This is a genomic window from Lactobacillus sp. ESL0680 (assembly GCF_029392855.1).
In the GTDB taxonomy this organism is placed as follows: Bacteria; Bacillota; Bacilli; order Lactobacillales; family Lactobacillaceae; genus Lactobacillus.
This window is the reverse complement of the sequence record NZ_CP113945.1, coordinates 386,824-408,063: the sequence shown is the minus strand read 5'-3', so window position 1 is coordinate 408,063 and position 21,240 is coordinate 386,824. Positions and strand designations below refer to the sequence as shown.

Annotated in this window: 19 protein-coding genes and 1 tRNA gene; 1 reads left to right on the top strand and 19 read right to left on the bottom strand. The window is 41.9% G+C overall.

Features of this window, described 5'->3' with window-relative positions; all coding sequences use genetic code 11:
• Positions 1–2: 2 nt before the first annotated feature.
• From gatB to OZX58_RS02025, 19 genes are all read right to left on the bottom strand, one after another.
• Positions 3–1,433 carry an Asp-tRNA(Asn)/Glu-tRNA(Gln) amidotransferase subunit GatB gene (gene gatB, locus OZX58_RS02115; protein ID WP_277131099.1) on the bottom strand — a complete coding sequence of 477 codons (1,431 nt, stop codon included), beginning with the start codon at positions 1,431–1,433 and terminating at the stop codon, positions 3–5.
• A 3-nt stretch (positions 1,434–1,436) separates the two neighbouring features.
• Positions 1,437–2,876: an Asp-tRNA(Asn)/Glu-tRNA(Gln) amidotransferase subunit GatA gene (gene gatA / locus OZX58_RS02110; RefSeq protein WP_277141273.1), complete on the bottom strand. Its 1,440-nt coding sequence runs from the start codon at positions 2,874–2,876 to the stop codon at positions 1,437–1,439.
• A complete protein-coding gene (gene gatC / locus OZX58_RS02105; RefSeq protein ID WP_277141272.1) occupies positions 2,876–3,178 on the bottom strand; it encodes an Asp-tRNA(Asn)/Glu-tRNA(Gln) amidotransferase subunit GatC in 303 nt (100 codons plus the stop codon). The genes gatA and gatC overlap by 1 nt, the downstream gene beginning before the upstream one ends.
• A 13-nt stretch (positions 3,179–3,191) precedes the next feature.
• Positions 3,192–4,331 (bottom strand): CamS family sex pheromone protein, encoded by a 1,140-nt coding sequence (locus tag OZX58_RS02100; protein ID WP_277141712.1) that lies wholly within the window; start codon positions 4,329–4,331, stop codon positions 3,192–3,194.
• A gap of 13 nt (positions 4,332–4,344) precedes the next feature.
• On the bottom strand, positions 4,345–6,357 hold the full coding sequence (gene ligA, locus OZX58_RS02095; protein ID WP_277141271.1) for an NAD-dependent DNA ligase LigA: 2,013 nt from the start codon (positions 6,355–6,357) through the stop codon (positions 4,345–4,347).
• A 38-nt stretch (positions 6,358–6,395) separates the two neighbouring features.
• Complete coding sequence (gene pcrA, locus OZX58_RS02090; protein WP_277141270.1) at positions 6,396–8,639, bottom strand: DNA helicase PcrA; 2,244 nt, start codon at positions 8,637–8,639, stop codon at positions 6,396–6,398.
• An 80-nt stretch (positions 8,640–8,719) separates the two neighbouring features.
• A complete protein-coding gene (locus OZX58_RS02085; RefSeq protein WP_277141269.1) occupies positions 8,720–9,367 on the bottom strand; it encodes a glycoside hydrolase family 73 protein in 648 nt (215 codons plus the stop codon).
• 151 nt (positions 9,368–9,518) lie between these two features.
• Positions 9,519–9,604: transfer RNA gene (locus tag OZX58_RS02080), tRNA-Leu, on the bottom strand.
• Positions 9,605–9,672: 68 nt separating this feature from the next.
• Positions 9,673–11,424 (bottom strand): ABC transporter ATP-binding protein, encoded by a 1,752-nt coding sequence (locus tag OZX58_RS02075; protein ID WP_277141268.1) that lies wholly within the window; start codon positions 11,422–11,424, stop codon positions 9,673–9,675.
• Positions 11,425–11,498: 74 nt separating this feature from the next.
• Positions 11,499–12,158, bottom strand: coding sequence for a MarR family transcriptional regulator (locus OZX58_RS02070; RefSeq protein ID WP_277141267.1), 660 nt, complete (start codon positions 12,156–12,158; stop codon positions 11,499–11,501).
• Positions 12,159–12,265: 107 nt separating this feature from the next.
• Positions 12,266–12,727 carry a SprT family protein gene (locus OZX58_RS02065; RefSeq protein ID WP_277141266.1) on the bottom strand — a complete coding sequence of 154 codons (462 nt, stop codon included), beginning with the start codon at positions 12,725–12,727 and terminating at the stop codon, positions 12,266–12,268.
• A 2-nt stretch (positions 12,728–12,729) separates the two neighbouring features.
• Positions 12,730–13,428 carry a glycosyltransferase gene (locus OZX58_RS02060; protein ID WP_277141265.1) on the bottom strand — a complete coding sequence of 233 codons (699 nt, stop codon included), beginning with the start codon at positions 13,426–13,428 and terminating at the stop codon, positions 12,730–12,732.
• A 2-nt stretch (positions 13,429–13,430) separates the two neighbouring features.
• Positions 13,431–14,861, bottom strand: coding sequence for an oligosaccharide flippase family protein (locus OZX58_RS02055; RefSeq protein WP_277141264.1), 1,431 nt, complete (start codon positions 14,859–14,861; stop codon positions 13,431–13,433).
• A 10-nt stretch (positions 14,862–14,871) separates the two neighbouring features.
• A complete protein-coding gene (locus tag OZX58_RS02050; RefSeq protein WP_277141263.1) occupies positions 14,872–16,026 on the bottom strand; it encodes a CDP-glycerol glycerophosphotransferase family protein in 1,155 nt (384 codons plus the stop codon).
• A gap of 101 nt (positions 16,027–16,127) precedes the next feature.
• Positions 16,128–16,781: an amino acid ABC transporter permease gene (locus OZX58_RS02045; protein ID WP_277131077.1), complete on the bottom strand. Its 654-nt coding sequence runs from the start codon at positions 16,779–16,781 to the stop codon at positions 16,128–16,130.
• Between the two features lie 13 nt (positions 16,782–16,794).
• Positions 16,795–17,433, bottom strand: a complete 639-nt coding sequence (locus OZX58_RS02040) for an amino acid ABC transporter permease (protein WP_277131075.1) — start codon at positions 17,431–17,433, stop codon at positions 16,795–16,797.
• On the bottom strand, positions 17,430–18,245 hold the full coding sequence (locus OZX58_RS02035) for a transporter substrate-binding domain-containing protein (protein ID WP_277141262.1): 816 nt from the start codon (positions 18,243–18,245) through the stop codon (positions 17,430–17,432). Before OZX58_RS02035 ends, OZX58_RS02040 begins: the two co-directional genes overlap by 4 nt.
• Positions 18,246–18,258: 13 nt before the next feature.
• On the bottom strand, positions 18,259–18,996 hold the full coding sequence (locus OZX58_RS02030) for an amino acid ABC transporter ATP-binding protein (protein WP_277131073.1): 738 nt from the start codon (positions 18,994–18,996) through the stop codon (positions 18,259–18,261).
• Between the two features lie 199 nt (positions 18,997–19,195).
• Complete coding sequence (locus OZX58_RS02025; RefSeq protein ID WP_277141710.1) at positions 19,196–20,602, bottom strand: DHA2 family efflux MFS transporter permease subunit; 1,407 nt, start codon at positions 20,600–20,602, stop codon at positions 19,196–19,198.
• Between the two features lie 143 nt (positions 20,603–20,745).
• Here OZX58_RS02025 and OZX58_RS02020 point away from each other — a divergent pair, with 143 nt between their 5' ends.
• On the top strand, positions 20,746–21,195 hold the full coding sequence (locus OZX58_RS02020) for a GAF domain-containing protein (protein WP_277141261.1): 450 nt from the start codon (positions 20,746–20,748) through the stop codon (positions 21,193–21,195).
• The last annotated feature ends 45 nt before the right edge of the window (positions 21,196–21,240 follow it).

Below are 21,240 nucleotides of genomic sequence, written 5' to 3'. Positions count from 1 at the left end.
CATTAACGTTTGTTTAATTCTTCATTCAACAGCTTGTTAATGACCTTTGGATTAGCCTTACCGCGGGTCTGCTTCATCAATTGGCCGACAAGGTAACCGATGGCACGATCCTTACCGTTCTTGAAGTCTTCAACTGATTGCGGGTTGCTATCGACAACTTCCTTAACCATTGGTTCCAAGACACTAGTATCAGATAATTGCACCATGCCCTGATCTTCAACGTACTTCTTAGGATCAGTACCATTAGCAATGGTTTCAGCGAAGACCTTCTTGGCAATCTTCGAAGAAATGGTTCCATCTTTAATCAGCTTAATCATTGCAGCTAAGTGTTCTGGTGTTAACTTAATGTCAGCCAATTCAACGCGGTTATCATTCAAGTAACCATTAACTTGCGTGTTCATCCAGTTAGCAGCTAATTGTGGGTCAGCACCTGCAGCAACTGCTTCATCGAAGAAGTCAGAACTTTCTTTAGTCTGCAATAAAACGTTGGCATCATAGTCCTTCAAGCCAAAGTCGTTAACATATTGGTTGTAACGTTCTTCAGCTGAACGTGGCAAAGTTGCCGCAATTTCATCAATCCACTCTTGACTGATATGGTCTGGAGCAAGGTCTGGTTCTGGGAAGTAACGGTAATCAGCGTCACCTTCCTTAACCCGCTCAAGAACAGTCTTACCAGTTGCATCATCAAACCGGCGTGTTGATAATTGTACACGACCACCTGACAGCAAGACTTGAGCTTGGCGTTTTTCTTCATAAGCTAGTGACTTACGGACATGTTCAAATGAGTTCAAGTTCTTCATTTCAACCTTAGTGCCAAGTTCTTTTTGACCAGCTGGACGAATCGAAATGTTGGTATCAACCCGCATTGAACCTTCTTCCATCTTAACGTCAGAAGCACCAGTAAACTGAACAATCTTACGCAACTTTTCAAGGTAAGCATAACCTTCTTCTGGGTCAGAAATTTCTGGTTCAGAAACAACTTCTAGTAATGGCACACCCTGACGGTTCAAGTCAACATATGAAAAGCCGTTAGTACCGTGAGTGTTCTTACCAGCATCTTCTTCGATATGCATTTCATGAATACCGATACGCTTCTTCTTGCCATGAACTTCGATTTCAACATAGCCATCACGAGCTAATGGTTGGAAGAACTGCGTAATCTGGTAGGCCTTAGGACTATCTGGGTAGTAGTAATTTTTCCGGTCAAAGTGCGTAGTCGGTAAAATATGTGCGTGGGTTGCTAAGGCAACCATAATTCCCAAACGGTAAACGTCCTTGTTAACAAATGGCAAAACTCCCGGCATTGCCCAGTCAATAACGTTAGTTTCAGTGTTAGCTTCAGCACCGTAACTTACTGGAGAAGGTGAGAAAATTTTACTCTTTGTTTTTAATTCGAAGTGGACTTCGAATCCAATCGTTGATTTAAAATTCATCAGTTAATCCTCCATTCCTGCTGGTGTTTTTTCATAAAACTTGTTCGTGCGTTCAATAAAGTCAGCGGTCTTAAAAATACTGCCTTCATCAAAACGTTTAGCCATAATTTGGAACCCAACAGGCATCCCGTCAACCAAACCAGCTGGAACACTGGCTGCTGGAATACCAGCTAAGTTAGCAGAAATTGTCAAAATATCGTTATTGTACATCTTAATTGGGTCAGAAATTTCACTGCCAATGCCAAATGCTGGTTCAGTAGTTGTTGGCCCAACAATAACATCATTATTAGCGAAAATTTCATCAAATTCATCACAAATTAAGGTTCTAACCTTTGAAGCTTGTCTGAAGAAGCGGTCATATGAACCAGCTGACAATGCAAATGAACCTAACATAATCCGGCGCTTAACTTCGGTGCCAAAACCTTCTGAACGTGACTTAACATAAACATCAAGCAAGTTCTTAGTGTCGTCAGCACGGTAGCCGTAACGAATACCATCAAATCTTTGCAAGTTAGATGAAGCTTCACTTGAAGCAATGATGTAATAGTCAGGAACAACATATTTGGTTAATGGCAATGATACTTCGCTAATAATTGCACCAGCATCTTCTAAAGCATCAATTTGCTGTTGAATGACATCGTGCATTTCGCCATCAACGGCATCCATGTATTCCTTAACAACGGCAACGCGCAAGCCCTTAACATCTTGACCAATAAATTGGGTAAAATCAGGAACTTCACGAGTTGATAGCGTAGAATCGTGGTCATCACTGCCGGCAATAACATTTAATACTTCAGCAGCACTCTTGGCACGCTTGCTCATTACCCCAATTTCATCAAGTGATGAACCAAAGGCAATCAAGCCCCAACGTGAAACCCGGCCATAAGTTGGCTTAATCCCAAAAATTCCGTTAAAGGCAGCTGGCTGACGGATTGAACCACCAGTATCTGAACCAAGAGCTGCAACTACTTGACCGGAAGCAACAGCAACAGCAGAACCACCAGATGAACCACCGGGAACCTTGTCTAAGTTCCATGGGTTATGAGTTGCGCCAAAGTATGAATGTTCAGTTGAAGAACCCATCGCAAATTCATCCATGTTGGTCTTACCAACAAAAGTTGCTTGTGCCTTCTTCAATCTTTCAATAACCGTTGCATCATAAACTGGAATATAGTTGTCCAAAATATGACTGGCAGCCGTAGTCTTAACGCCATCAGTAATGATGTTATCCTTAACAGCAATTGGAATACCGGCAAGCTTATTCTTGGCAAAGTCCAAATCAGCAGCAGGCTTTGCATCTTCTTGAACAGTAATCCAAGCGTTCAGCTTGTCGTCAGTCTTCTTAATATTTGCAACAGTATCTTGAGCAAGCTTTTCAGCTGACAAGTCGCCCTGTGCAAGTTTTTTGTTTAATGAGTCAATATCTTCATTTAAGTAGTTCATTACTCGTCCTCATCCTTATTAATAATTACAGGAACCTTAATGAAGCCATTGGCTTGTTCAGGAACATTCTTCATTAATTCAGCACGACTTTGCCAATGTTCTGGCTTGTCTTCTCTGAAAACAGTATCGCGATCAACAACCTGCACTGTTTCGGCAACACCTTCAGTATCAACTTCTGATAATTGGTCCGCCATGTTGATAATTGAACTCATTTGTTCGGTAACTGTACCGATTTCATCTTCATTAAACTCAAGCCGTGACAAGGCTGCCACGTGCTTAATTGTGTCTTCTGTGATTTCCACTATTAGACCCTCCTTATTCACCGCCATAAATATGGACTTGATAACTACCATCTGCTGTTTCTTTAGCAACTAAAGCCTGAATATCATTAACAGAACCAATCTTAATTTCAACCGGTACGTTGTCTGGCAAGTACTTTTTGGCTGTTGATAAGACTAGCCGCGTAAAACTCTGCACTTGCTCGTAACCGTAAAACTGGGTGGTAATTGAAATATTTTCTTGACTTAACTTACCATTTTCATAGCGCAAAGTGGCTGTTACACCACTGATATTTGGAAAATAATCTTGAATTGATACCTTAAAACTGTTGAAACTCGAGGCATCACTACTATTAATTGCTTTTTTATTGCCAACAGTCGGCAACACTTCCGTTTGCGCGGAAATAGATTTCCATTTAGTTATTTTACTACTATTAGCAGCCGCTGTCCCGCTCAAAAAGTAAGTTCCACCAACTAATGAATCTTTAGCAGCTTTAGAAAAGAGCCCAATTGTAATTGGAACATTTTTGAGTGCCTTGCGCTGGCGCAGACGGGCAATAATTTGCTCAGCTGCTTTTTGCCCCGCTGCCTTTTGCTCAGAACGCGAAATTGCTGCTTGGTATTCAGCACCATCTTTAGTCTTTTGATAATAATCAACCGAGTTCATCGCTAGACCAATACTCATCCCGTTAATGTGGTAATTGGAACCTGACCCAGCCAAATAATCCTGCTCTAAGATTTCTTCCAAATAATACGGGTGATAATTCTTCTTAGTACCTTCTTCTGGGTTAAGGCCCAAGGGATTAGCCTTAGACTTGCGCCCCAGCCAATCATTAGCCGTTGCCGCACTAATATATTGACCTTCCTGAAAGACATTAGAATTAGTGGAATAGACGTCTTTTGAGATTTGGACTAGCCCGCGCTCAAGTTCACGTGTATCAACCGAGTTATCATTGTCAGTCGCCGTTAAGCCAGATATCGGACTGGTAATGTAGTGACCGTTTTTTAATAAAACTGTATAGCCATTACTCCCCGTGTCAGTTGTTTGATAAGTCTTAGCCTTAGAATTAGACGAAGTTTTAGCATTATTGGCCAAGTCTGAATTTTTCAAATTACCACAGGCTGTTAAGGTTAATGCTGCTCCCAAAAGCGCTAAAATGTGCACATATTTTTTCAATTTAGTTATTCCTTCATTTGATTTGGGCAATTGCTTCTTCTTCCGTTAGAACTGGAACCCCAAGCTGCTGCGCCTTAGCAAATTTGGAGCCGGCATCTTTGCCATAAATCACGTAATCCGTCTTTTTAGAAACGGAGCCAGTTACCTTGGCACCTAATGCCTGCAGCTTCTTAGTAAATTCACTGCGCGTAAAGTGGGCAAGTGAACCGGTCAGTACGACTTTTTTATCCTTAAAGTAATTATCTGGAATCTCAGCAGTTTCTTCTGCAGTTGCGCCCAAGTAATTCATATTGACCCCGCGTCTTGCTAGTTCCGCAATCAGTTCGTCAACTTCAGGCTGCGCAAAATAAGTCGTCAGTGATTCCGCAATCGTCATGCCTATTGTAGCGATTGCGGCAACATCTTGCACGCTAGCTGACATAATCTTTGTCATATTTTTAAACTTTTGGGCAATTAAGCGGGCAGCCTTGGCGCCAACATGGTCAATTCCAAGTCCCGTGAGCAGCAATTCCACCGAATTTTGCTTTGAACTGGCAATTGCTGTCAATAAATTATTAATGGACTTTTCCTTGAAATGATCTAGTTTAGCCAAATCATCCGCGTCTAAGCGATAAAGGTCAGCAACATTATGAACTAAATCGTTAGTGATTAATTGACGCACAATTTTTGGTCCCAAACCATCGATATTCATCGCCGGCCGCGACGCAAAATGCGTAATCCCCTCTTCAATCTGGGCCGGACATGACGGATTAACGCAGCGCAGAGCAACTTCTCCCTCTAAGTGAATTAGCTTTTGCCCGCAAGATGGACAAGTTGTCGGGATCGGATACGGCTGTGAGTCCTTAGGACGCTTAGCTAAAACAACTTGTGAAATTTCCGGAATAATATCACCGGCCTTGTGCAGCAGAACCGTGTCGCCAATGCGCACATCCTTTTCCTTTAACAAGTCAGCATTATGCAAAACCGCATGTGAAACCGTTGTTCCCGCTAACTGTACGGGATCCATGATTGCTGTTGGCGTTACCACACCAGTTCGACCGACGGTCCACTTAATCTCATGGACCACAGTTTCCTGCTCTTCCGGTGGGAATTTATAAGCAATTTCCCAACGTGGAACCTTGACCGTGTTACCCATGTTTTGCTGCAGACTTAGGTCGTCAACCTTCAAGACAATCCCGTCAATACCGTATGAAAGTGTGTCGCGCTTGGCCGTATATTCATCAATAAAGGCAAAAACATCAGCCATCTTGGCTAATTTGCGACCAGTATCATTAGTATGAAAACCTAGCCGCGCCATTTCACTAATGGCTTGATGCTGACTAGTGATTTCTTCTGGCGGATTCACCCAAGTATAAATAAAGGTGCTCAAATTCCGTTCTTTAGTTACCTTAGCGTTTAATTGCCGCAATGAACCAGCCGCCGCATTACGGGGATTAGCAAAGGCGGCCTCACCTTTTTCATCGCGCTCAGCGTTTAACTTAGCGAAGGCCTCTTTACCCATATAACATTCACCACGCACTTCCGTCGTGATTTTTTCTGGTAGAACTTGTGGTATGTCAGCAATATAACGGGCATTAGCCGTCACGTCTTCACCAACTCGGCCGTTGCCCCGCGTTGAAGCCCGCACCAACTTGCCATCTGTATATTCAAGGTCAATCGATAAGCCATCAATCTTTAACTCAACATTGTAAGCAACTGGATGGCCCACTAGCTTTTGCACCCGATCATCAAACTCCTGCAGTTCTTTTTTGGAGAAGACATCCCCCATCGACAACATTGGAATTTCATGATCCACTTTGGTGAACTCAGAATCTATCTGCCCACCAACTTTTTGGGTAATTGAGTCAGGCGTTACCAGCTGGGGAAACTGCTGCTCGAGTTCAACCAGCCGCTGGTATTTTTGGTCATAAACATTATCTTCAACTTCAGGTGCATCCTTAGAATAGTAGGCTTCTGCCCACTTATTAAGTTCTGCCCTTAGTTCCGTAACCTCTTTTTTGGCTTCATCAAGAGTTAAATCTGCCATTTTCTTCCTCCTGATTAATTCTTTAACTATTAATTTAATTATACCTTTTTAATTGGAGCGAATGCCGCTAAAAGCCGCTTAATTCCCTTACCATTGAAGGCAATATCGAGTTCCATATCCTCACCTGTGCCGTTGACCTTAGTCACGACACCGCGGCCCCAAGCCTTATGTTCAACTTGATCGCCAACATTCCAGCCCTTCTTCTCGGCACCAACAGCACCTGCTGGCTTAACCTTAGGTGTATAAACCTGCGCACGAGCTCGTTCGTCGGCTTTGGCAAACGGCGCTGTCTGTGCTTGAAAGCCGCTAGCAATAATATTACCAGCGTTAGGATTTTCAACTTGCAGATCTTCGGCGTCAATTTCTTCCAAGAATCTTGACGGTGGATTGTTCTGCATCCGGCCAAACATCATGCGTGAATAAGCATTAGTCAAGAATAGTTCTTGCCGTGCCCGCGTAATGCCAACATATGCCAGACGCCGTTCTTCTTCTAATTGATCGTCTTCTAATAGTGCCCGTGATAATGGGAACAAGCCATCTTCCATCCCCACCAAAAAGACAACTGGGAACTCCAGTCCTTTAGCCGCATGCAGCGTCATTAAAGTAACCTGGTCATCATTATTGGCCAAATCATCTTGGTCGCTCAATAAAGAAACCTCTGCTAAGAAATCACTTAGCGGGTTGTTATCATCGCTTTCAGCCTCATACTGTTCATCAAAACGCTTAGTAACCGACAAAAATTCATCTAAGTTTTCTAAGCGTGTTTCTGCTTCAATCGTATGTTCATTCTTAAGAGCTGCAGTATAGCCAAAGTCCTGCAGGATTTTTTCGGTTAAGCCAGTTACACTATGGTCTTGGGCAAACTTAATGGCATCACGCAATTTAGCACCAAAATCACTTAATTTAAGTGCAGCACGGGTCGAAATTCCCGACATTCCCAAATGGTCAAACGTCTCAAGCAGCGATAGGTTGTTTTCTTGGGCAAGTGCCATGAACTTATCAATTGTTACCGCACCAATTCCCCGTTTAGGTGTATTGACAATGCGATTAAAACTCATGGCATCACTTGGATTGGCCACTAATTTTAAATAAGCCATGATATCCATAATTTCTTTACGGTCATAAAACTTATGACCACCAACAATTTGATATGGCACATTGGACTTCACAAATGATTCTTCAACTGTTCGCGACTGCGCGTTTGTCCGGTATAAGACGGCAAAGTCATGGTAAGAACGATGTTTTGCTTTAACTTCTTCTTGAATTTTACTAATGATGAAGTGCGCCTCATCGTCACCGCTTTGAGCCTTATAATAAGTAATCTTGGCCCCTTCACCTTGGTCAGTCCACAGGTTCTTTGCTTTACGGTTGCGGTTGTTTTTAATTACGGCATTTGCGGCAGACAAAATATGACCAGTCGAGCGATAATTCTGTTCCAGCTTGACGGTCTGCACGCCAGCATCCTTGTAATCATGCTCAAAGTTCATGATGTTTTCCATATTGGCACCGCGCCAACCATAAATTGACTGGTCAGCATCCCCAACCACACAAATATTCTGGTATTGCGCTGCTAATTCATGACACAATTCGTATTGGGCCTGGTTAGTATCCTGATATTCATCAACTAATAGATAGCGGAACTTGTTTTGGTAGTAATGCAGTACGGTCGGATCTTGTTTAAACAATACCAATGTCTGCATGATTAAATCGTCAAAGTCCATAATTTGATCGTGTTTAAGCCGGCGTTGGTATTCTGCATAAACCTTGGCAGCCATTTTTTCAAAGGGCGAACTTGCACTTGCCTTGTAAGCCTGCGGCGTTAATAAGTCATTCTTTGCATTTGAAATTGCCGACAAAATTCCCCGCGGTTCGTACATTTTAGGGTTAATGTTCAGTTCTTTTTCAAGATGCTTAACTAAGGTTAACTGTTCCGATGAATCTGCAATAGAAAAGTTATGGCTGTAACCAATTTTATCGGCATCGCGGCGTAAAATACGCACACACAGAGCATGGAACGTCGACATCCAAATATCATTGGCACTTGGACCCAACAATTTTTGTTCACGCTCGCGCATCTCCTTGGCAGCCTTATTGGTAAAAGTAATTGCCAAAATATTCCACGGCAATACACCCTTAACCTCAACTAGATAAGCAATCCGTCTGGTTAACACCGAGGTCTTGCCAGAGCCCGCACCAGCAACGACTAACAGCGGTCCCTCAGTAATCTTGACGGCCTTTTCCTGTTGCGGATTTAATCCTGCTAAAATTGATTCTTCGCTCATTCTAATTCCCTTCACAAAAATTTTTTTATAACTGTTTTATTGTACCAAAAATAAAGGCCAAAGCTGGAAGCCCCCGCCTTTTAATTATCATATTGGTCAAGATTGTACTGCTTAATTAGGTTAATCAGCTTATCCGCATAGTCAGGGTCCGTGGCGTAACCGTCTTGTACCAGAGCTTGTGCCTGCTTGCGGTAGTCTTTAGCCGCTAAGACATGGCGATACTGCTTATTATTCCAACTGGTCCCCTTTTGGAAAAGTTCCGCATGTGCCCTAATTGACGCTTCATAGGAATCATAAATTTGAAAGCGTGCCTTAACAACAATCCATTCACCCTTAACATATTCCTTAGTTGTTAAAATCGCCGAGGTATTAGGATTAGTTCCCTTAACGCCAAACAAGTTATTATATTTTTGCGATAAACTACTCTGACCATAGTCACTTTCAAGACAGGCTTGAGCAATCGTAATGCTCGGCAATAGGTCATAAGACTTGTCAACTTCCTTGGCAATTGGGCCAATTTTTTTAATAAACGCCTTATGCTGCCTGATAACCTTTTCGCGTGCTTCTTCACGGGCCAATTGTTCCTGCCGAATCTGTTCGGATTGAATGGCCTGCCTGCGATAATACCGGAAAGCAGCGAAGGCAATAATTAACAAAAATAAAATAATAAATGCCCGCAAAATAATCTGCCAGCTAGATTGTGCCTTGTGTTTACGTCGTCTTGCCATAAAATTTTCCTTACTTAAAATATTAGTACCCTAAGTATAACCTGTCTTGGTCGTAAATTTTGCAATGTAATTAATTTTTAAAATAAAAAGAGCTACTCTATCCAGAATAACTCTCTAAAACAAAAAATGGAGCCGTAGCTCCATTACTTAGTGCGGGCAAGAAGACTCGAACTTCCACGATCTAAAAACGATCACAAGATCCTTAGTCTTGCGCGTCTGCCATTCCGCCATGCCCGCGACACAAAGAATACTATAACGCAAAATTGACTTTTGCACAAGAGTTTTCTGTGTCTTTTTTTGAAAAACTAGTCAACCATTTGTTCCTGAACATAACGCGCATACAGTTTATGAGTTGCCATCAGTTCACTATGCGTGCCATGCCCGGTAACCTGCCCATGCTCAACAAAGTAAATTTGGTCGGCGCCAACAATTGTCGCCAGCCGGTGGGCAATGACCAGCGTGGTTCTGCCAACCATTAGTTGGTCAAGTGCCTGCTGAACTTTGCCTTCGGATTCTGAATCAAGACTGGCGGTAGCTTCATCAAGCATCAAAATTTTCGGATCACGCAGAAAGGCCCGTGCAATTGCCAGACGCTGCTTTTGACCACCCGATAATTTAATTCCCCGTTCACCGATTTCGGTTTCTAATTGGTGCGGAAATTCTTTAACAAACTGGTCGGCATACGCCAAGGATAACCCCCGCCATAAATCTTCATCGCTCAAGTCTTTTTCTAAGCCATACTGCAAATTATCGCGAATTGTTCCCGAAAAGATGGCACTGTTTTGCGAAACATAGCCAATCTGTGAGCGCCAATCACGCAAGTCAATCTCAGCAATATCTTGCCCATCAACCGTAATTTGCCCGCTATCGGGTTGATAAAAACGCTCAAGTAAAGAAAAGATTGTTGACTTACCGGCACCACTGGGACCAGCAAACGCGACAACCGTATTCGGCTCCGCCTTAAAAGAAATTGACTTCAGCACTGGTTCTTCTGGAAGATAACTAAACTGCAAATCGCTGGCAACTAAGGTCTTACCCTCAACATCAAGTTGCTGGTGCGTCAGCCCTTTTTCTGGCTGCAGCCGCAAAATTTCCTGAATACGTTCAGTTGAGCCCATTGCCTTTTGCAGCTGCGAGAAGAAGGTCGCAAAGCTGGCAACTGGAGCAATCACGTTAAACAGATAAAGAATAAAGGCAACCAACGTCCCTGAAGTTAATGTGCCTTGACTGAGGCGGACAATCCCGTAAGCCAAAATTCCCGCAAAAACACCCATCATCACGGTGGTCATAATCGGCTGTAAAATTGCCTCAACTCTGGCATCTTTAATTCCAATCGTAAAAATGCGACCGATAAAATTTTTACCGCGCTGTTCTTCGAATTGTTCCCCATTGCTTGCCTTAATCAAGCGAACCTCGGACAATTTTTCACTAACGTCACCATTAAAGTCAGCCGTCGCTGCCTGCATCTGGCGACCAAGCCGGGCCATGATTTTCCCAATTGGAATCAAAATAATAACTACTACCGGCACACTAATGAACATTAACGCCGCCATGCGCCAGTCCATGATGAATAAGATAATAACGGAAAACAGTAACTGAATCGCTCCGGTAATAAAATTAGGAAACTGTGAAGTAATCAAGTCTTTAATAATTCCCGTGTCATTAACTAGCCGTGAGCTGCTTTCACCCGCCTTATTCACGTCAAAATAAGAAACTGGCAGGCGTAACAAGTGCGTCCACAACTTTTCACGTAATTTTTTCACGGCACTCTCGCCAAAATAACGCAAAATATAACCGCCAATGGTTCCCAAAATTAATTGCACGACAAAAATCACTATTAAAATCAGCAACACTTGCATATTAAACTTTGCCAGACTGCTCGTATCTACCAATTGCTTGGTTAACAGCGGTAATAGTAAATTGGCACCGCTAGTAATCAAACTGAAAATAAGCCCCAGGATAAACAATCCTTTTTTCAGGTCTAGTCCCTTTAACAGCTGAAAAAAGTCTTTCAGCTTAACCTCTTGTGTTTCATTCTTGCGTGATTTCGACGCCATCTAATTACCGACTTTCTCTTAAACTAAACAAAAAGTTTTTCACTCGCGGAAAAACTTTTAATCATTGTTTTTAATTATATTTCATTATCCTCATTATGCCAAAAATTACGCCAAAAATCGTGGTCATATTCATGCTTATAATGGTGGTCATTGTAGTCAAAATCATGGCAGCGCCGGTGCCAGCCGTGCATTTTGTGACAAAATTCATCCCGCTCTTCTGGTGAATAATTACGCTCACGCATTTGCGTGCGCCACTTGTTCATCTCTTTCATCTTAGTCGTTGGGTCGACAAACTGTTGTGCCTGCTTTTTGAAAGAATCATCCCAGCCCGCCGCAATTTTTTCTAAATAATTACTGAACTTAGCTTGCTCCTCAGCTGTTAACCCAGCAAAAAAGTCAGTCTCAGTATTTTCTTGGGACTGTTCATTTAAATTGGCAACCCGCTCTTTGCCAGCAGCAGTCAAATAGACCCGCTTAACTCTGCGATCATCAGGATCAGTTTCGCGCCTAATCTCGCCTTTTGTTTCCAGCTTTTTTAGCAGTTCCGCTAGCGATCCCGGCTTAAGTGCCAGAACTTCCGCCAAATAGTTTTGTGTCAATCCGTCTTCCAAATTTAAGACAGCCAAGACCCTTTTTTGCCCAGAAAACGGCTGCTTATTTTGGTACATAAAGTAGCGACTGGCACGCATAATAAAAGTTAGTTGCTTCATTAAGTTTTGATTTGTTGCACTCATAATTAATCGTCCTTTTGAATTTTGTTAGGTACCTAAATTTACTACTTTGAATTATAGTTTGGTGCCTAACAATCTGTCAAATAAAAAAAGCTATTGGCTGTCTAAGTCTAACCCAATAACTTTTTTACTAATTTTAGCTTGCCGCCGCATTTACCGCAGCCATAACGACGCACGTTAATTTGGCGAACACGCCAATATTCTTGACCGCATTTTTGGCAAGAATACAGATACTTACACTGCTGCTTTTTACCTAGACCAATATCCGGTGCAAAGCGTGAACCGCCAACCTGATTTAGTAGCTGTTTGAAGTCTTGGTCGCGATGACGATAGCCTTGACCAGATAAGTGCAAAAAATAATGCGTTAACTCATGCTTAATAATCCCAATTAACTCATGGCGATATTGCGGGATTAAAAAGTGCGCGTTAATTTCAATTTGATGGTCTTTTAACCGGTAACGTCCACCAGTAGTAGTCATGCGGTAATTGATGTTAACTTGATGCCTAAAGGGCTGGCCAAAATATTTCACAGCAATTTCTTCAACCAGCTTTTGTAATTCTGCTTCAATCATTACTACCTGAAACAGCGTGCATACAAGGCTGCTTCACGCCTCGTTTTAATCCGAACCTTTAGCGCCGTCACCAGTTTACGCTTGAATGGTTTGGCTCCCTCCATCCAAGTCCCCGTGAAGACATGGATTGTCTTGCTATTAGCTGACGGATTACACAAAACACCATCAGGATAAACATGGATACCCGTCTGCAGAACTTGCTCCTGATTATTGGCAACCGCACCATACTTTTCTTTTAAAATATCAGCAACTGACACCGTATTAACACCAGCCATCTGATCCTGACTATCAAAGGTAAAATTGCGGTCATCATAATATGCCAGCATATCTTTTAATAACGGATGTTTGGGTTCAGCACCAAAAACCGCCGTAAACGGATTATCCTGATTTTCAAACCCTACAAAGGCATGATTATTTAATAATGAGGTCAAATCATCTAACACCAACACATCGGTATCTAAATAAATCCCGCCCATCTCGTAAACGGCCTTTGCACGAATATAATCGGAAACAAAGGCCCATTTTTTGGCCTTGTAAGCCTGCTCAACGTACTTATTTTCGTGAATATCGAAATTCTGCTCGTTCCACTCAATAATCTGATAGCCCTTAAGGTGCTTTTGCCAAGTTCGCATGCACCGCTGAATGTTCTTGGGCTTCGGATTACCGCCAACCCATACATAGTGAATAATTTTAGGAATCATCTTTAACCTCGTTTGAGAAAATTTTTAATTAACTGCACAATATCCTGATTAAAATCAAGCCGCATCATAAACATTAATGCCATGTAGAGTACAAGCATGATAACTGACTTAATCGTCATATTTAGAAAAGCCGACGACACCAGCTGCGGCATTAACATACCTGCCGCCAAAACAATCGCTGCGATCACAAAGTACTTCGGGATTTCCTTGAAAGAATATTTAAAATCATAGCCGTCACGGACAATCCACAACCGCAAAATCAAAACGACAAATTCAGTAATTAAAATTGCGACCATTGCACCAGTAGCGCCATAAAATTGGTCTAAAAAGAAGCTCAACACTACTTCCAAAATCGCACCAACTATTACCGGCAGTGCATAATCGCGATCGCGGTGGTTGGCTAAGGCAAACTGATTGGCAAAGACCCCACCTGTGGGAATCATGACAATTGTTAACGTAAAAAAGAACATCAATGGCACCATCGGCGTAAACTTTGCGCCAAAAAAGAATGGTACAAATTCTCGCGTGTTAGCCATGATAATCACCGCAAACATGGTACCCAGCCAGACCGTCGCTTCAAGCGACTTTTTCAAGACAAGACGCTGCTCATCTTTACCCTCACTCGCCATTTTGGGCATAATTACCAGCGAAATACTGGTAATTACTCCCAAAACCATATTCGAAATCCGCTGCGAATTATCATAGAACGCTACTTGAGTTGAATTTTTGAAAATTCCCAAAATTGGTTTATCTAATGACGTATAAATTTGCGTGGCAATCTGCGGAATTAGTAGGGTAATAATGGCCTTAATTGTCGTTTGGTACTTATAAAAATGCTTGACTGGTCCACCAACAAAGCGATGAATATCAAACCAAAAGACAAATGATCCAAGCATTGTGGACACCGACATAATCAGCATATATTTCCACAAGTCACTGGGACTTGTGACCCAAAGCAAAATTAAAACTACCGAGACTAGTTTAACCGCCGTGTTCTTCAAAACGACCCGGCCAAACGCCGCCAACCCTTGAAAGAACCACGAAATATCCACTTGTGCCGAAATCAAATACGGCAGCATCAATAGTAGGTAATTCCAGTACTTAATATGGAATAAGCTAGCGGCAACAACCACTATAGCAATTGTCACGACACTAGCTAATGCCTGAAAGTACCATAACCCCCAAAAAGCATCGGTTAATTCCTGTTTAGTCCCAAAGGCGCGCACTTGCGCAATTGTCCGCATACCAATATACGAAATCGATAATGTGCAAAAGATCATTAAGAATTGCATGATATTATTCACATTACTGTAAATGCCATAGGTTTTCGGTCCCAAAATCCGTGACAAATAAGGCACCGTAATTAACGGTACTAAGACAAGGAAAATTTGGTAAACCGCATTATATAAAATATTTAAAAATGTTTTTTTCACAATTTTTCCTCTAATAATTTTGGGTCATGAAAGTAAAAATTCTCTCGCAAGCTGATTGAGCAGAGACTTGATTAGTTAAACGACGCCAATATTGCCGCTTTGGTTGATAATTGTCCTCACCTCGCGCCAGCTGCCCCAGCGCCTCAATCAATTCGGCTTGCTGGTTAACACACTGCCCCGGCACAACTTCTTCATACGGCCCCATGAGCAGGCCCCGCGTTTGTTCATACTGCTTGAGATAATTAGTAAGAAAAATCTCGGGCTTGTCCAAATTTAGGTAATCAAAATAAATCGACGAAAAATCAGTTAGCAAAAAATCTGTCGCGCCAAGCAGCTCATACAAATCATAATCGTTTTGAACCAAATAATCATTATTCAAAAAGGCAATATTAGAGAATTGACTGCTTAAATGGTTAAACAGCTTCATCTCATAAGGATGCAGTTTCACAATTAAATATTGGTGCTGCTCTTTAAGCGCCGCATTTAAGGCCGGCGCATCAAAATCAGCTAAAGTTAAAAAATTCCCTGCCTTAATCTGCTCAAGGACATTTTCATCATCTAATTCATAGCGAAAAGTTGGCATGTAAATCCCAACTTGGGCATGGTCGTCAACTGCCCCAAACAAGTCGCGTAGCAATTGCTTTTGACTGACTGCTGGATGCTGTAGGGCATCAAGACGCGGAAAGCCAAGCTGGCGGTATTGGTTAGCACTAACTCCAATGCAGGCGCTCATTAAGGTTTCATATAAATCCGAACTTGAACAAACAATATCCGCGGTTTTGCGCCACAATGTCTGATTGCGCTTGTTATCTCTAGCCTTAGTATTGTTGGCCATAATGCCCATTCGTTTTAAAGGTATCCCGTGCCAAAATTGCACGTTAATCTGACCCTTGCGAACCTTAAAGGGCTGATGCGTCGTCAAAACAAATTTAGCCGCGCCGATTTCCCGCCAAGTTGCAAAAGATAAATGTGAAGACGGCCATGGCTCAACCAGTGTGACCGTGTAATCTGGATGGTGCGCTTCTACATATTTGGCAAACAGGTAACCATTAGAACCTGAACGGCCCGCTCCATTAAGCACGACAATCTTTTTGTTATTTATTCTGGTAAACCGTGCCCACAGCTTCATCACTTGCAGGTAAAGCCGAAACAAAAAACTTTTCATAATCAATCTTTCCTAAATAATCTCCCTTTAGCCTACAAAAAAAGCTTGAGCAAACTCAAGCTTTTTCGCGTTATTTTTTAAAAATTTATAGTTTGGTTGAATTACGACAGCCTCTTACCAATCTGATTACCAATCACTGACAACGTGAAGCAAACGATAAAGTAAAGCACTGCTAAAGCCGCAAACATCGGCAAGATATAGTTGGCATTTTGCCCATAAATAACTTGCGCGTGCTGCATCAATTCCGGCACCACAATAATTGTTGCTAGCGACGTATCCTTAATTAAGGAAACAAACTGACTAATAATTGTCGGGATCATATTCTTATACGCCTGCGGCAAAACAACGTGCCACAATGCCTGCACGAAGCTCATCCCGGTTGAACGGGCACCTTCCATTTGACCTGGGTCAACTGACTGGATACCTGAACGCACGATTTCCGCAATCATTGTTGATTCAAAAACGGTCATTGCAATAATCGCCGCGGGAATTGTTTCGGGACGCAGACCAAAGTTTGGCAATCCGAAATAGGTGAAGAAAATAATCAACAGTAGGGGCACATTACGGATAATATCAATAATAAAGCCGACAATTTTGGAAACAAATTTAATCTTAGAGTAGCGAATAATCCCCAAGATTGAACCCAAAATAAAACTCAAAATTACCGAAATTACCGAAATATAAATTGTCACCCAAAGGCCCATCAGCAAAAAGCGTACATTGAGCCACGAAAGAGCATTAATCCAATTTTGCATTTTTCTGCACCCCCTAGGCCAATTTCTTCTCTAAATGCTGCATGTAATAGCTAAGTGGCAGTGTGATAATTAGATACAAAACGCCGACTACTAGATAGCTATTAATCGTATCAAAAGTTGTCGAGGCAATTGAGTTGGCTTGATACATGAGGTCAAAGCCAGCTACAAAGGCCAACACCGACGAATTTTTCACCAAATTAACAAACTGGTTGCCAAGCGGCGGAATAACAATCTTAAAGGCCTGCGGCAAAATAATATAGCGCATTGACTGCCAATAGGTCATCCCAGTTGAGCGGGCACCTTCCATCTGGCCGCCGGCAACTGATTGAATACCTGAGCGGACTGTTTCCGCAATAAAGGCTGAAGTGTACAGCGTTAGTCCTATCGTACCAGCAGTAAAGCCGTTAATCTTAACCACATACATTGGAATTACAAGGTAAAAGAACATTGTAATTACCAACAACGGAATGTTACGGAAGATCTCGACATAAGCACGTCCAATTGTCCGTAAAACCTTGTTCGGTACAATCTCCATAATCGCAAAGACAGTACCAATGATTAGACTGAAGAATAAGGCAATCACGCTTGACAACACAGTCCAACCCAAGCCAACTAGCAGTTGACTACTAAAATGAGAGAAAATATTAATCATTTGCGATACAACTCCTTATACTTAAATCCTGGTACATTACCAAACCATTTTTTAATCAAGCGGTTGTATTCGCCATCGTGCTGCATTTCCAAAACCGCCTTGTCAACAGCCTTAGTAAACCCAGTCTGACCCTTATTAACGGCAACACCATAAGGTTCCACGGTAAACGTGCCGCCGCGAACCTGATAGCCCGGGTTCTGCACTGCTAAACCAAACAAAATCCCGTTATCAGTTGTCAAGGCATCACCTTGGTGAGACTTAAGTGCGTTCATTGCCTGGGCATAATCCTGCAATTCGATTACGTGAGCTTTTGGCGCCACCTTTTTAATGTTAGCCACTGAATTGGCACCGACTACGCCAATAACTGTCTTGCCGTTGAGATCCTTAACACTATGAATTGACGAATTCTTTGGCACTAATAGCGATTGCCCCGCGTCAAAATAAGATTTAGAAAAAGAAATTACCTTTTCCCGTTCCGGCGTAATCGACATCGTTGCAATTACCGCATCAACGTTACCGTTCTTCAATAATGGCACCCGCGATTGTGAGGTAGTCGTCGTAAACTCAGCCTTACCCGTTGGTCCCAAAATATGCCGCGTGATTGCTTTAGCCATATCGACATCGAAGCCCTTGGGTTGACCATCCTTAACGTCGATCAGACCAAACAGCTTAACATCGCCCTTAACGCCCCAGCTGATTGTATTGGTCCGCTTAACATTGTCCAAAACTGACTGGTCACTTAAGCTGCGGCCACAACCGGTTAACAAGAGCAAACTAGCTAATAGAGAAACCAACCAAAATCTCTTTTTCATGATTGCTCCCTCCTTAGTGTGAAATAATTTTACTCAAAAATTGTTGTGCTCTTTCCGTCTTAGGCCGTTTGAAGAAACTTTCACTAGCGTCGTCTTCCACAACTCTACCTTGATCCATAAAGATTACCCGATTGGCAACTTCTTTAGCAAAGCCCATCTCGTGTGTAACGATCAGCGATGTCATCCCGCTATCAGTTGTAACCTTCTTAATAACCTGTAAAACATCGTCAATCATTTCTGGGTCAAGTGCAGAAGTTGGTTCATCATATAAGATCAATTTTGGCCGCATGGCTAGCGTTCTAGCAATTGCCACCCGCTGCTTTTGACCACCAGAAATCTGTGACGGCATGTTGTGTGCCCACTTTTCCAGACCAACCATCTCTAATAGATGCATCGCCTGCTCTTTGTTTTCTTTTTCAGGCATATGACTGACAATCCGCGGTGCCAACATGATATTTTCTAACACATCTTTATTCTTATATAAATTGAAATGTTGGAAAACCATACCGACGTCCCGCCGCAAAATATTTAAGTCAGTTTTGGGATCAGACAAGTCATGATTATTAACAATCAATTGGCCTTTTTGAATCGATTCAAGGCCGTTGACGGTTCTTACCAAGGTACTCTTACCTGAGCCAGAAGGCCCAATTAAGACAACCGTTTCCCCCTGATCGATCTTCAAATTAATGTCGTGCAGTGCATGAAAATGGCCATAAAATTTTTGCACATCATGGAATTCTATCATCGACATTGTTATCGCCTCTTTCATTATCATTGCAATAAAATTTAATATATAACTAAGTCTATTTTACTATACCAATTAATTTTTTAGAAAAATTAAGCCTTATTTTAAGGTAAATATTAAATAGTTAATATAAATTTAATTATATTTGTAAAAAATAACTTTTACCTCAAATTAAAAGATAAAAGTTATTTAGTAGTATTATTTTTTAAGCATCAATGTCTTTACTTGGCGTTCTTGAACCAAAATTAATTCCCAACAAGACACCAACAATAGCTAATGCAAGGGTAAAGAATAAGCCATAGTGGACCCCGTTAGTGAACCGAGCAGCACTATCAGCGCCTTGATAAGCTACTTGTCCTAATCCGAGCAAGCTAGTTGCTAAAGCCGTTGCTAGGGCACCAACAATCTGTTGCATGGTATTCAAAATCGTACTGCCATCAGCCGATTCTTGCCCCTGCAAAGAATTCAGAGCGTAAGTTTGGGCTGGTGACATTGCTAACGGACAGCCAACCATTAAAATGATGTGCGCTGCCACAACGTAAGCCAAGCTGGAATGACTGTTGGACATTAATAACATCACGATCCCAACAATAGCCAAGATAAAACCAAGTACTGCTGGAATTTTTGCGCCAAGTGAATCGTACATTCTCCCAGCAAAAGCTGAAACAGCGGCATTAATAATTCCGCCCGGCAACATGATTAAGCCAGTAATTGCAACTGGCAGTGATAATCCTTTTTGCAAATATTGCGGTAATAAGTACATTGCCGACAAAATAATGGCAAAATCGACCATCACACTTAATGCACCCAAAGTAAAGGCACGTTTATTGAACACATGTAAGTTCAAAACCGGCTCGGTCAAATGCAATTGACGCTTGCCATAAAAGAACAAAACAATTAAACCAAGAACAAGTAAACCTAAGACAACAGGTGAACTCCAGCCCAAGCCACTTGCCAAACTAACTGACATAACTAAACTTGAAAAGCCAACTACTGATTCAATTACAGATAAGAAATCAACGCGTGGCTTAGTAATTTGACCAACATTTTTTAAACCAAAGATGGCTAAAATCAATGCAATAACTAAGAATGGTACGAATAACCAGAAAACATAGCTCCACGATAACTTGCCTAAGATAATTCCAGTTAAAGTTGGGCCAATTGCTGGTGCCAGCATAATAACCAAGCTGCAGACACCCATTGCTGTCCCCAGCTTATATGGTGGGAAAATCAACATTGCAACCGTAAAGGTAATTGGCAGGATTAAGCCCGTACCAATTCCTTGAATCATTCGGCCAGTCAATAAAATAGCAAAATTAGGTGCCATAGCTGAAATAACCGACCCAATAATAAAGGCCAATAACCCAGTAATGACAATTTTCCGTGTGCTAAACCATTTAGTTAATAAACTTGAAAATGGCAGGATAATCCCAATAATTAACATGTAGCCTGTTACTAAAAATTGAATTTGTGAACTGCTAACGCCAAAAATTTTCATTAATTGGGGCAATGCGATGTTCAGTGATGTTTCTGACAGCATCCCCACAAAGGTACCGATTAGCATCCCTGCCATTACTAGCCAAGGTTTTTCCACCTTGACAATTGCGTCCATTTTTTTCATCCAAATTCCTCCTATTTCGTCCCTAATTTTTAGACGACTTATTTAGAATAGCAAAATAAAATTAGTTTCGTAAGTTTGTTATCGTTTTCAAATTTAACAAACTAGTTTACACTAACGTTAATGAGGAGAAATAAATGAATAAACAAGAAAATTATCAACTGCTGCTTGAGCAAGCCAAGAGCTTACTTACTGGTGAACATGACTTAATTGCCAATATGAGCAACATTAACGCACTATTGTTCAGCGGTCTGCCAAACGTCAGTTACGCCGGCTTTTACCGCTATCAAAATGGCGAATTAATTTTAGGGCCATTCCAGGGCCCCGTTGCCTGCATGCACATTGCCTTAGGTAAAGGCGTTTGCGGTACGGCCGCTGCAACTCGGCAAACGCAAATTGTCCCAGACGTTCATCAATTCGCGGGTCATATTGCCTGTGATGCCGCAACTAATTCTGAAATTGTCGTCCCAATGGTTAAAAATGACCAATTAATTGCAGTTCTGGACCTAGACAGCAATGATTTCGCGATTTTTGACGAAGTCGATGCAGAATATTTAGCAAAAATAGCGGCGTTAGTAATCGCATAAATCCTTCACCAGCAAAAAATCCCCCTTACAGAAACAATTCTGCAA